The 14,813-nt window shown below is 72.9% G+C and carries 1 protein-coding gene; it reads left to right on the forward strand.

The window, feature by feature from the left end:
- Positions 1–138 precede the first annotated feature (138 nt).
- A complete protein-coding gene (locus tag ACFV04_RS32770) occupies positions 139–14,766 on the forward strand; it encodes a protein-glutamine glutaminase family protein (protein ID WP_380534462.1) in 14,628 nt (4,875 codons plus the stop codon).
- Positions 14,767–14,813: the final 47 nt, after the last annotated feature.

The raw sequence follows: 14,813 nt of genomic DNA on the forward strand, positions 1-14,813 counted from the left end.
GGTCAGGGCGGACCTCCGCCGCCCCCGCCGCCGCCGGGCGGCCCGTTGGCGCCCCCGCCGCCGGGTGGTCCGCCGCCCCCGCCCGCGCCGGGTGGTCCGCCGCCCCCGCCGCCGGGCGGTGCGGCACATCCCGTCGCCGTGCCGGTCGTGTCGGCGCCCTCCCACGGGCCGGCCCAGGAGATCAGGGAGCAGCACCGCGCCGAGGACGAACAGCACCTCGCCGCACTGCCGCCGCACACCGGCGAGGCGCCGACCGTGTCCCCGGCCGACGCCGCCCTCGGGCAGCAGCTGCGCCAGCGCTACCCGCGGATCAGCCTGGTCGACCCGGGTTCGCCCGGCAGCGGCCACCAGGTCGCCTTCCTGCGGGTGCTGGAGGGCCTGGCCGCGATGGGCTACCAGGGCGAGGTCCACCTGACCTTCGCGCGCGGCAAGGCGCCGTTCTACGCCGAACGGCTCGGCCGTTCCGCCGACGTCGGGCACCCCCGGCACTCCTACGACCTGTTCCACGGCCCGTGGACGGGCGTCCACCAGGGGATGCGGGTGACCGCGCACCCGGCGGGAGCACCGCTGGACGTCGCCTACAAGGCGCCCGAGCGGCGGATCGCCGCCGACCTGGAGACGTACTGGAAGTACTTCGCCTGGCACGGGGCGGACCCCGACGAGGCATGGCTGGTCAACACCGGGGCCAACGCGAACGTGCGCGGCCGCTACCGGGGCGACCAGCCGCAGATCCAGACCGACTTCCCGAACTCCGTCACGAAGGAGGACAACCGCGACCGGGTGATCAACCCCGCCCAGCACCTGACCCCCGACGTCCTGACGGCCGGAGCCCAGTCCTCCGGGCAGGGCCGGACGCTGACCGTCTTCGCCGCCCTGGACGCCCCGCACGGCGAGGACACGGCCGCCTACTTCGAGCAGAACCTGGCGCCGTCCCTCCGGGAGATGACCGGGGAGCAGGACCCGGACGCCCTGATCCTGCAGCCCTTCCTCTGGGACAGCCACCCCCGGCAGATCCGCCGAGGGGACGACGTCCTGGCGGAGCTGTGGCACGACCAGGGCGCCACCGTCACCTACCCCTTCCGTCCGCAGCCCGTCCCGGAGGACCTCGCGGGCCACGTCCGTGACCACTGGCCGGATGCCACCGGCCCCGACGACCCGGTCCCGGACCTGGTCGCCGACCTCCTGCGCCGCGCCCAGGCCGGCGAGATCCGGCTGGTCACCGCCTACTACGGACAGATCGGCGACGGCACGGTCCGCCACCGCGACATGGCCACCCGGATGGAAACCGCGCTGCGAGAGATCCCGGAGCCGCGCCGGCCGTCGGCCGTGGTCCTGCTCGGGGCCGAGCCGAACGACCGTCAGAGCCACGCCGACCTGCTGGACGGCCTCCGGGGCGTCGTCCAGGCCCCGGCCGGCGACGGGAGCGTCCACCGCCTGCGGCTGGGACGCGTCCAGCCGGCGGTGATGGAACTGTTCGAGCAGCGCTCGACCCTGGTCGTCACCGAGGGCGCCAACACGTGGCAGGAGATCCTCACCCTCGCCACCCCCGGCATCTCGGCCCGCCCGGGCGGCGAGACCCGCCCGTGGACGCTGGCACCGAACGGCACCCCGTCACAGGGCGGGCAGCGGATCGGCGAGGCCTCGGCCGCCCTGGGCACCGGGCACACGCCGACCCTCACCACGTTCCTGCACGGCCTGGACGACCGGACCGGCGAGGTGCGCCAGTACCTGGACGTCTGGCGCGACTCCCTGAGCACCGGCGCCAACGACCAGTTCCGCAGCGCGGTCGAACAGCTCCTCGGCCAGCCCGAACCCCCGGCCGGGGAGAACACCGGGGCGGCGACGGCGGTGCACCAGCCCGCCCAGGCACCGGCACCGCCCGCCGCCGTGACCCCGCCCGCGCAGGTCCCGCCGCCGGTCGAGCCGCCCGCCGCCCCGCACGCGGTGCTGCCCGCCTCCGCCTGGGCCGACATCCGCACCCTCGCGCCGCCCGCGCGGATGGAGACGGTGCGCTTCGACCCCCTCGTGCGCGGGCAGGCCGGCCCGGGCGACATCGCCGGCCCCGGCGTGCGCGACCAGTACGAGAACCGGCAGCCGAGCCTCGGCGGACTGCACGGCGCCGACACCACGATCAGCTACGACGCGCGGCGCTTCGAGGTCCGGCCCGGCCACTGGGTCACCGAGTTCACCCTGCGCCTGCACCTGCAGGGGCCGGACGGCCGCCCGCTGCCCGCACACGAGGCCGCCCGGACGCTCGACCGGGCCCGGGACGTGGTCGGCGACCGGTTCAACGAACGCTTCCACCTGCCCGGCGGGGACCAGGTGCACCTGCGGGTCGAGGGCGCGAAGACCGCGCCCGACGCCCACCGCACCGTCACCGTGGTGCCCGGCAACGACCGCAGCGACCAGTTCCACTGGTCCGACCAGAGCCCGCCCGGGGTGCTGCTGCACGAGGTGCTGCACTTCCTCGGCCTCCCCGACGAGTACGTCGAACCGGTGACCAGGCCGGGCGACGCCTTCGCGCTGCGCCGCCGCGACCTGTGGGCCGGCGAGAACGGGGTGATGGGCACCTCGGCCCACCGGGACGACTTCACGGTGCTGCCCCGCCACCTGCAGCGCATCGAGGAGGTCCTGCACTCGGGCCCGGTCCTGCGCGACCTGAGCTACGGGCAGCACCGCTCCGACCAGGAGACGGCGCACGCCCCGCTGACGCAGCAGCATGGGCAGACCGAGGACCCGGGCGCCCCGGCCCCGCTGAACGGTGCGACCCACACCGACGTGACCCACACGGACGTGACCCACACGGACGTGACCCACACCGACGTGACCCACACCGACGTGACCCACACGGACGTGACCCACACCGACGTGACTCACACCGACGTGACCCCTGCCGTCGGGACCCCCGCCAGCAAGGCGCCGAACGCTCCGGCCCCGGTGCACGAGTCGCGCGTGAACGTGCTGGACGGGGGCCGGCTCTACCACGTCGTCAGCGTGCCGGGCGACGGCGACTGCCTGCTGCACGCCGTCCTCGCCGGAGCGCGCGGGCTGGACGGCTGGCAGCACGGCGAACTCACCGTCCACGGGCTGCGCGAGCTGGCGTCGCAGTGGTTCCGCAGCGACGCCGGCGCCGCGATGCGGCACAACGCCGACGCCACCGGCCAGCGGCCCGAGGACCGTCTGGAGCCGCACGAGCGCAACCAGACATGGCAGGTGCATCTCAACTCGGGGGACGAGCAGCCGTCGACGCTGTCCGGCAGCGACCTCGGGAACCTGCGCATGAGCGACCTGTACGACATGGGGCTGCGCAACCGGTCCCTGTGGAACACCTCGTTCTACGACCAGGCGCCGGCCATCGTCGCCCACGCCCTCGACCTCCACCTCGTGGTCCACGCGGGCAACGGCCGGACCGAGTTCAACCCCGGCGCGCACGGCGGCGAGGTGCACGTCTACCGCGACCCCGGCAGGGGACTGGCAGCGCACTACTCCGAACTGCGCCCCGACACGCGGGGGCCGGTGGCGGTGGAGACCGGCGCCACCGTCGACCCGAAGGTGGCGAAGGAACTGGCCGGGCGGGTCCAGCCGGACATGGTCGTCGTCGCCATGGAGCCCGGGCAGCCGGTCTTCCGGGTGACCGACGCGTGGACGCTGCGGGGGTACCTGCTCCAGGGCAAGATCGGCGCGGTCAAGAACAAGGAGGGCTGGTCCCAGCTGGGCCCGGGGCTCTACACGGGCCACGACTTCGACCACGCGGCCACCTACAGCGACTCCCTCTCCGGCCTGCCGGTGGTCATGGAGTTCCTCCTCTCCCGCAAGGCGACGGGTCTGAAGGTGAAGAACATCACCGAGGACTGGACGGCCAAGGAGGTCCCGGAGACGCTGAAGAAGTACGACTTCCTCACCGACGGGACGCAGTTCAAGTTCCACCCCGGCTTCTACGAGGGCCTCCTCCGGGAAGGAACGCAGTCCGCGGACAAGTCCAGCGGTCTGCGGATCGCCGGCCTGAAGGTCAAGGAGGGCGCATCGGTCTGGAACCACTACCGGACCGAGGACTTCGTCCCGGAGTTCGAGGGCTACCTGATCAAGGCGCACCAGGACAAGGCCCGGCAACTCCCGCACGGCAACGACGCGTCAGGCCCCGCCCGCGAACCGGATCCGGTCCCGAGGAGCGAGGCCCTGGACTCCGCCCCGCCCGCCGAGCCCGGAGACCTCAGGCGCATCCGCTACCGCGAGCAGGCCGAGGCCTACGAGCGGCGGCTCGCCACCCACCTGCTCGAACGCGCCGACGTCCAGCGCGAGGTCAAGAAGGTCGTGGACCTGGCCTGGGCCATGACCACCAACGACAAGGACCGGACCCAGTTCGGCTCCAGGAGCACGGGCACGACCGGCATGGTCGGCACCGACCGGCACATGCTGCAGGAGGTCGTCGACCGCGGAAACCTCCGGGAACGCATGGCCCTGCTCTACAACGGCTACACCTCCAACCACTTCGCCAAGCTCGTACGGCAGCGGCAACTGCCGCGACCGGAACAGCTGAAGCAGGAACGGGCGGACCGCCACGACATCGGCGCGGAGGTCGTCAACCCGCTGACCGCGGAGATCAAGAAGGCCTACGGGGAACTGCTCAAGCCGCCCGCCGAGCGCGGGCACCAGGAGCCCTTCGCATCGTTCCGCACCGACGAGCGGTACGGACCCGTCATCGAGGGGATCCGGGACGCCTACACCGAGATCCGGGGCAGGCAGATCGCCGAGTGGGAACGCAAGCGGGTGGTCGAGGCCGCGCAGAAGGCCGCGGAGCGCCAGGCCAAGACCATCCTCGAAACCGACCGCAACCCCTTCGAGGTGAACCCGCCACTGGGCCGGGGCGAGTGGTACAGCGCCGTGGAGAAGGACGGCCGGCTCGGCTGGCAGCCGGGCGCCAAGTCCTTCCACTACAAGCTCGGTTCCGAGTTCCAGCAAGCCGCCCACGACAGCGGGGGGCTGGTCGTCAGCGGTACCTCCGGCACGGCCTTCGGCATGCTCCAGGCCGTCAAGGAACTCGTCAAGACGGACGCGGGGAAGACGAAGCTCGCCGAGCTGGGGGAGGGCCCGGTCGACTTCGAGCAGCTGAGGCTGGCCCTGCTCGGCTGGATGCTGGAGTCGGAGGACCACAGCTTCCACGAGATCATGACCGGCTCCCGCCTGTTCTCCGAGAGCCTCACCCCCGAGGAGCGCGCGAACCCGAACCTCACCGGGACGGACCTCACCTACAGCGACACCTACCACCGCTACCGCCTCCTCCCGCCGCTGACCGAGCAGGAGCTGCGCAGCGAGGTGGCGCCGGAGGGGCGCTTCCCGGACGAGCACCTGGTGGGCGACTGGTCCCTCCACGACCTGGCGCTCGACTCCCCGGCCGGCGGCGAGCAGCCCGCCCACGACGACCCGCCGGCCCAGGACGGCGACGGCCCCCGGCAGCCGGCCTCCGCACCGCCGGTCCCCGACCGCGGGCCGGGCCCCCGCACCCCCGTCCCGCGGCCGCAGTCCGACACGCCCCACGGCGACGAGATCACCCCGGCGCCGGAGCACGTCCCGAACATCCTCGACAGCGACAGCAACAGCAGTAGCGACAGCAGCAGCGACAGCGACTCCGACGGCTCCTGGTCGCAGCACCGACCGCAGCACGGGCAGGAGGGCGGCGAACCCTTCGAGCAGGCCCAGGGGTTCGAGCTGGACCACCAGAGCGTCGACGCGCTCTGGGCGCAGCACGTCGTGGTCGAGTACCAGGCCGGCTGGGCCGGACAGCCGTTCGTGCCGGGCCCGGCGCACCCCGAACTGGGGGCCGGCCCCTGGCACCCGGAGGAGGGAGCGCCCTGGGACGCCTCGGTCACCGGGTTCGACCGCGACCGGATCTTCGCCGATCACGACTCGCAACTGGCCGCCGAGGAGGCCGCCAACGCCTCCGCCTCCGACTCCGACTCCGATGCCGGGGGCGCCGCCCAGGTCACCCCGGTGCGCTGGCGTGCGGACTTCGGCCTGCTGTACCGGTGGGAGAACGGCGCCCGGGACCACCTGGAGGTGTTCGCGGAGGGGTTCGTGCCCCGGGGCGAGGACACCTACGTGCCACTGGAGACCTACCTCGTCGACAATCCGGCGTCGGTGTTCGTCAGCACCACCCGCTCGGCGATCCACCAGAGTCCCGGCTGGGGCACCGCCTACCGCTACCTGATCGACGCGCCCGGCGGGATCGACGTGCGCGCCACTCTTCCGCACCGCCAACTCGCGGACGTCGAACAGGAGGTGGCGTTCCCGGGCGGCATCCGGCCCGAGTTCGTCGTCGGCGTCGAGATCGTCCACGACACCGCGCTGCTGCACGACCCGCAGAACCCGGACGTCCACTGGTACGAGCACCCGGTGACCTTCGTCCCCAACCCCGGCTACCAGCCGGCCCACCGCTTCGCCCACGAGGGCCAGCACGACCACGACAGCGACGGCGGCGTCGGTGGCCTAGGCCTGGCCATGGCCGGCACCACCATCCACGACAACGACACCGGCAACCACCAGCCCTCCGCCGACGGCGACCTGGTGACCCACACGATCGTCGGGGAGAACGGCGCCAACGTCGGACGCTCCTTCCACACCACGGCGGACTTCGCACTGCGCGGCGAGACCCACCTGAACTTCCCCTCGGAGCGCACGACCGCCGAACACCAGGTCACCAACCCGGACTTCGCGCCGAAGCAGGCCGTCCGCCCGGACGGCGGCTTCGACTGGGAGGCCTACGGGCGGGGCGAGAACAAGCCCGGCGAACGCGACGGCGACGACGCCGACGTCCGGGTCCCGTGGGACCCGAAGTCCACACCGTACTTCGCGAACCTGCACGGCTCCCCGGAACAGCTGAAGGTCGCCGTCCAGACCCCCGAGGGCAAGGAAGGCCACCAGGCCGTCTCGTACGAGAAGTTCGGCGGTGTGCTGCGCCGCCGGCCGAGCCTGTCCGAACGACCGGAAGAGTCGCCGATCGTCCTGGAGTCCTGCGACGCCGGCCTGAACCGCGAGGGCCTGCAGCAGATCGCCGACGCCACCGGACGCACCGTCCACGCGACGACCGGCAAGACCTACGTCGCCAAGGAGAGCGACGGCAGCACCAGGCTCGTGCTGCTCCACGAACCCGGCCAGGCCCGCCCCGAGTTCGTCACCGTCCACCCCACCGGCAAGGACACCGCCGTCACGGGCAAGGACGTCCACCCCGCCGCCACCGACACCCCGGACCCGCACCCCGTCACGCACGAGGACGGCACCCACCTGCTCGACGCGGGCGACGACCGGATCCCCGGCGCCCCCATGCCGCTGGTCCGCAACCCGCGTGACGAGGCCCTCCCGCACGACCCGTCGGCGCCGACCGCCCGCCAGGACATGGTGCCCGGTGCCCGCGACCTGGAGATGGTCGAGCACCTGCGCCGCGACGCCGTCGTGCCCGGCGACCGCCCCCGGGAATGGGGCGCCCAGGACCACGCGCTGTACGACCACCTCACGGCCACCGACGCCCGCCGGCCCTTCGGCTTCTGGAAGAACCTGAACGAGGACCAGGCGGCCGCCCTCGTACTGGCCGAGCGCAAGGGCCTGGAGTTCGCCGCCCGCGAGCACGCCGTGCTCAAGGACCGGCTGCGCCAGGCCACCGGCAGCTGGTCCTGGGCGCAGAACTACCCCCGCGACAGCGAGCAGGCCCTCGACCAGCTGATCGCCACCGTCCAGGACCACATGCACACCGGCATGTTCGTCGCCACCAACTTCTTCCTCGACAAGCCCCTCAACGACAACCGCAGGACCACCCTGGGCACGTCCGGGGGCGCCCGCTCCTCCCGGCCCGAGCCGGAACCGACCCCCAAGACCGTCCTCGACCTGATGATCGAGGACCCCTCGCAGACCTTCAAGAACGTCTGGCAGACCCGCGCCTCCCAGGCGGCCGTGGACGACTCCCGCCGCGGCGGCGTGGAGGAGCACTTCGGCTATGCCGCCACGCTGCGCCGCGACCCGGCCACCAGGAACCACTTCCAGGACACCGGGACCGACAAGAGCGCGTTCCACCCGGACGAGAAGGAGGCCGCCCGGCTGCCGAAGTACGCGGCCCTGGTCTCCGAACTCCAGCCGCGCGGCGTCGCGGTGCGCTACGGCAGCGCGATCATGCGCTGGAAGGACGACGTCCGCGCCCGCGCCACCCACACCCCCAAGGACTCCTGGTCCGCGGGCGCGATGGGCGCCCGCTCGGTGACGCCCGACTCCCACCTGCTGCCGCTGCTCACCTACGGCACCGACTTCATGGTGCGGCGGGTGTTCGGTGAGGCCACCGGCTTCCAGCACGACGTCGAGTTCGGCCGCCGCCTGCTGCGCGAGGGCATGGAGACCGACGAGTACTTCGAGACGCAGATCCACGGCGACCTGCACTGGAAGGACCTGCACAGCGTCACCATCGTGCACCTGCCGGAAGGCCGGACGGCCGACCGGATGACCGGGCCGCTGCCCACGGCGGAGGCCGCCCGGCAGCTGCGCGACCGGCTCCTCGCCCACCGGCAGGACCGCGGCTACGACTTCACCGTCGACCTGCGCCTGCACGGGCAGCCGCCGGTGCTGGACCGCGTCGTCCCGCACCCCTCCGTCCCCGAGCCGCCCGCCCACGAGACGCCGGCCCACGAGACCGCCCCGACCATCCTCGACAGCGGCGACGAGATCACCCCGGTCGAGCACGACGCCACGCAGCACGGCGTCACCGAGCACGCCGCCGACGACACCCCGCCGCTGACCGGCGCGCGGATGGACGTGGCCGGCCACCCGCTCGACGTCCCGATGCGCCTGCCCGGCCCGGACGCCGAGGACCCGCTCCGGTCCGCGCAGTGGGGACAGCTGGGCGAACTCCGCCGGCAGATCGCCGACCTGCCCGAGGGCAGCCCCGAACACCGGCAGCTGCAGCGGCAGATCGACCGGGCGCAGGAGAAGCTCCGCTCGGCCTTCACGACCTACCTCGACCACGAGGGGAGCGACCTCGCCGCCGCGTCCCAGGCACGCGAGCAGGAGATCGCACGGCTGCGGACGCAGCCGCCCCCGGCCCCGGGCACGTGGCAGGACACCCACCACCGCCGGCTCCTGGACACGCTGGAGCTGGAGGTCCGCGAACTCCAGGCCGAACTCGACCGCCACGCCCTGGACGCCCAGTCCAAGCAGCGGATGGTCCCCAGCGCACGGGACGTCGAACTGGTGGCGCACCTGCAGGACCCGCAGAAGCACCCGCTGGACCCGAACGTGCACCCGCAGCCGCTCCTGGACCGCCTCACCGGCGCCGGCGTCGACTGGAACACCCTGCACCCGGTCCAGGCAGCCGCCCTGGTCATGGTCGAACGCAAGGCGATGGACTTCGAGCAGCGCGACCGCGTCCTGCTCACGGAGAAGCTGACCACCGCCACCGGCGAGTGGGCATGGGTGGCCAAGTACCCCCGCGACACCCCCCAGGCGATCGACCGACTGATCACCGACGTCGAGAACCACATGCGCACCGGCATGTACATCGCCACCAACTTCCACTTCGACCAGCCGCTCAACGCCAACCGCCAGACCGCCTTCGGCAAGGCCGGCGGGATGTTCGGCACCTGGGGACCCAAGCCGAAGACCCTCCTCGACAAGCTGATGGCCGACAAACAGGGACTGTTCCGCAACGCCTGGGAGACCGGAGCCTCCCAAGCCGCCGTCGTCCCCTCGCGCCGCGGCGCCGTGGAGGAGCACTTCGGCTACGCGCCCGCCCTGCGCCGCAGCCACGACACCCGCGACCTCTTCCAGGACACCGGCAGCGAGGACAGCCGGTTCGCGCCCAAGAAGAACGACCGCGGCCTGCTGCCCAAGTACGGGGCACTGGTCTCCGACCTGCAGCCCTACGGCGTGGCACGCCGCTACGGCGCGTTCGCGCTGCACTGGTCCGACGACATCCGCGGCCGCGTCACCCACACCCCCAACGACTCCTGGACGGCACGGGAGAAGGGCGCCCTGTCGGTGACCTCCGACTCCCACGTGCTGCCGCTGCTGCTGTGGGGCGACCGGCACATGGTCGAACGGGTCTTCGGCGAGGCGACCGGCTTCCGGCACGACCCCGACTTCGGCGAGCGCATGCTCACCGAGGGCATGGACACCAACAGCTACTTCGAGACGCAGATCCACGGCCCGCTGTCCTGGGGCGACCTGCGGCACATCGTCATCAGCCACCAGGCCCCGGCCCCCGAGCAGCCGGCCGGCGCGCGGCCCCCCAGGCGCGACGACTCCCTGCCCACCCCGGAACGGGCCGAGAAGATCGCCGCCAAACTCCGCACGTTCGCCGGGAAGAACGGCCACACCTTCACGGTGGAGCTGCGTGTGGCCGGCACCATGCCGCCGCGCAACCACCCGCAGGACGTCCTGGCCCCCACCCCCGCCCCGCAGCCGCACACCGGCGTCGACGCCGGAGACGCCCCGGCCACCGGCGGCAACGATCGGCTCCGCAACGCGGTCGAACAGCCCCTCGACCGGCCCGAACCCCCGGCCGGGGGGAACACCGGGCCGGTGACGGCGGTGCGCCGGCCCGCCCAGGCACCGCCCCCGCCGGCCCCCGAGCAGGCGCCGGTGCAGCCCGCCCCGCCGCCGCCCGGCGTCCTGCCCGCCGCCGCGAACCGGGACGTCCCCGACACCCGGCCGGGCCTGCGGATGGCCTCGGGCGCGTTCGTCGGGGACGAAGGACGGAACAACAACCGCCCGGCCGACGTGCTGGCGCTGACCCGTCGGCTGGAGGAACTCGGCGCCCTGGAACCGGACCTGGCCGGCCGGATCCGGCAGGACACGGAACCACTGCTGCGCCGCATCGAGGAGCGGGCCAGGAACCGCAACGCCCCTCCGCTCAGGCTGCCGGTGCCCCCGACGACCGTCGCCCCGCTCGTCCGGGTGGTGACCGAGCATCTCGGCTCGCCGCTCACGCCCGAGCACGCCGGCGCCCTCGGCCTGGCACTCACCGCCGACGTCGGCCCCGGCGGCGCGAACCACCGGGCGGACGTGACCGCGGTGGGCCGCAGACTGCACGAACTGGAGCTGATCGACGAGACCGGCCGCACCGCCCTCGACCATCTCACCGACGGCGCTTCGCTGCCCCCGGCCTTCCTGGACGGCCTCCTGACGCTGCGCGCCGACCACCTGGCCGGCCGCTTCGACCTGCCCGTCGCCGAGGGCGGCCGACAGCTCGCGCACGCCATGCGCGACCTGTCCCACAACGGGGTCGTCCTGGAGTGGCGTGCCTCGGGCGACCTCGGCCTGGGGCGCACCGACTTCGCGACCTGGGCGATGGACGGCCCGGCGGAGCAGCCGCCGCCGTTCGCGAAGGACACCACGCTCAACTGCTGGGAGTCCGTCCTGCTCACCGCACACGCCGGGGGGCTGATCGGCTGGGACCGGATCCACGACCTGTACGCGGCCGATCTGACGGGCCCCAAGTGGACGGCCAACCTGGTCGCCGGCCTGCTCCCGCACACCAGGACCACCTACGACGCGAACGATCCGCACACGCCGCTTCCGCGTGCCGGCGACATCGTCGTCTTCAGCCGTGGCGAGCACGTCGCCGTCGCCACCGGCCGCACCGACGAGCACGGCGCACCGGTCCTGCTGAGCTTCGGCGTCAGCCCCAAGGACGACCCGGCCGAGGTCAACCGGGTGATCGAGATCAGCGCGCCGGACCTCTACGTCGGCCCCGCCGAGTTCGGGCCCGGCCCCTGGAGCGAGCGGCCGGCCCACGACGAGGCACCGCAGGAACCCGCGCACCCGGCGCCCGCGCACCCGGAGTCCGGGCTGACGCCGCTGCCCGACGCCGGGCACTTCGGGCCGGACGCCGAGCACACACCGCCCGCCGCCCCACCGGTCACCGACCGGCGCGGCGAGCTGCGCGCCTCACTGGTCCACCACGAAGCCTCGGGCGCCCACCGCCTCGACGACCCGGGCGTCGACGAGCAGGCCCGGCAGCGGATGGCCGGGACACTGGACCGCTTCCCCGCCGACGAACGCTTCCTCACCGTGGCGATGCACACCGGCACCGACGGCGTGCCGCGCTGGAAGGGCACCCGGGTCACCGAGGGCGAAGTCGCCGACCTGATCCTCTCCCTGCACGAACAGGGGTCCTGGGACGGACGCAAGCCCGTCCAGCTGGTGGCCTGTTCGTCGGCCCGCGGAGGCGAGCAGTCGTTCGCCGCGGGCGTGCTGCGGGAGCTGCGCCTGCGGCTGCCCGGCCTCGACCTGGAGATCTACGCCCCCAGCGGCCTGGCCTGGTTCGCGCCCCCGGTCTCGGGGCCGTTCCGCAGCGATCCGCAGGGCCCCGGAGCGCTGGTGGTCGGCCGGCAGGTCGCCTTCGACAGCTCCGGCCGTCCCGTCCTGGTGGAGGACGGCGGCTGGGTGAGCCTGACGGCCCCCCGGGACGCGTCCCCCGACGCCCCGCCCGTGGTGCGCGCCCTCGGCGCCCACCTGCCGGCGGACGGAACCCTCCCGCCGCGCTCGACGTCGGCACCCGAGGGCTACACCGTGATACCGGCCCAATCCAAGCCGCACGAAAGGGAGTTGGCGTCGAACGACGACGCGGTGGCGTTCGCCGGACGCCGACGCAAGGGCGGGATGGCGGACTCGGAATCGGACTCGGGTTCGGGCTCGGACCCGGGCGAGGGCCCGAGCTCGGGCAAGCGCATCCGGCCGAACGAGTCGTCCGACTCGGACGAGGAGATGGCGTCGGAGGACGACACCGACAGTGACGTCTCCTACACGTCGGAGGACTACCGCGACTTCCTGCAGACCGTGGACACCCGTTCCGACCGGCTCGCGGCATTGTGGGGTGAGGGGGAGAGGCGCCACGCCCCCGAGATCTACTTCACTCGGATCACCGCCGAACGGGACGTCCTGACGGCCATTCAGAACGTCGGCCCGCTCCACTCGGTGCGGGCGGCCGACGCGCTGCTGGGGCTGCTGAACCCGGCGACGGAGAGCCGGCGTGAGGATCTGACCCTGCGCCGGGACGACCTGGCCCGCCAGGCCGTCCCGCTGCCCTCCGCCGACCGGTTCCGGGCGCTCCACACCGAGGTGATGAGCCGCTACGACCCCGAGGGTGGCAACCTCGTCCACGACTGCGAACTCCGGGCCCACGCACTGTCCGAGCTCATCACCGCGGCGAACCCCGGGATCGGCCGCCGGCACCTCGCCAAGGTCTGGGCCCGTCCCGAGGCCGGGCACGAGCGCCTCCACCCGGACTACCAGTGGAACCACCACGTCGCGGTGCTGGTCGAGACCGCGGAGGGGAGCCGGGTGATCGATCCGCTGCTCTTCCCCGACCGCGCGGTCACCCTGGCGCAGTGGCACGACACGCTCTCCGTGCCCGGACAGGGGACACCCGTGGTGCACCGGGCGCCGTGGGAGTTCTTCGGCGCCCCGAACCGCGAGGGCCGGTCGGACGCCGAGTCCGCGGCCCTGATCGACGGGACGACCAGGGCGCAGATCGACGCGTGGAAGCGCGACGGTCTGACGCCGATGTCGCACACGCAGCTCTTCGGGGAGAGCGACCCCAAGAGCACCGGCCCCAAGAGCACCGGCCCCAAGACCACCGACGTCAAGGGCACCGACACCAGGAGCACCGACACCCTCACGTCCGACCTGGTCGCCATGGAGCTGTCGGGCAAGCAGACGTCGGACGACGCGCAGGCCGAGGGGAAGCCGCAGGAGGCGACGGAAGGCAAGGGCAAGGAGAAGGTCGAGGAGCCGGACTCCCCGGAGGCGGCGAGGCGGATGGTGACCGATGCCCTCCTCGCAGCGCTGTTCAAGACCAGGAACGTGCAGAAGACCTACGCCGTCGTCGGCCTGGCGCTGAAGGGCGAGGAGAAGCAGGTCTGGCACACGCCCGAGTCCGTCGTCAACGGTTCGGACGACCCCGTCAACGACAGCCGGTCGTTCAAGGCCGTCACCCGATGGGCGGGGGACAACGGCCTGTGGACGCAGCTCAACGACGCCGAGGTGAAGGGGCTGGCGCAGGCCTTCCAGCAGATGGAGTCCTGGGGCTACGCGCCGGTTCCCCATCCCTCGGAGAGGCCGCCCGGCAAGCCGCCGGAGAAGGCGTCACTGCGGCCCGGCACCGCACTGCCGCCCCAGCCCGAGGGCGTGCTCACCGTGGTCTCCTCCCGCGGTACCTGCGACAGCTGCAAGTACGGCGTCAAGGACTTCCAGGAGGCGTTCCCCAAGATCAGCGCCTACGTGGCGTACGAGACGAGTGCCAACCATGACTCGACGGTGTCGAGCCAGAACCGGACGTTCAAGAAGAACGGGAAGGAAGTGGAGGGCACCATCGAATACGGCTGGCCGGACGCGGCCAGGCTCGACTCCACCGGCGGGCACGTGCCCAAGGGGAAGGACATCGCCTTCAAGTACTTCCCCTCGAAGGACGGCGAGTCCGCCTGGAACCAGCGCCTCGCGGACCGGGCGGCCGAGGAGGCCGCCGCGGCACAGCGGGCAGCCGAGGAAGCGGCCCGGGTGGCCGAGGCCGAGTCCGTGAACGTGATCAACCGCGCGGTCAGACCGAGGTCGGCGCAGCGGGTCATGGAGTTCGTCAAGGAGTACGAGGGAACGGAGAAGGACTTCGTCACGCAACTGAACAAGCACATGAAGAAGGGCATCCTGGCGTGGGGCCCCCTCACCCCCGAACTGCAGGCCGCCCTCCTGCTCTGGTTCAAGCAGAAGCCGCGGCCGGCCATCACGGGCTCCTGACGCGCTCCCCGTCCCGCCCGGTGAACGCCGGGCGGGACGGGCGCCGT

Origin of the sequence: Kitasatospora sp. NPDC059599, from assembly GCF_042735125.1 — a bacterium.
Taxonomy (GTDB): domain Bacteria; phylum Actinomycetota; class Actinomycetes; order Streptomycetales; family Streptomycetaceae; genus Kitasatospora.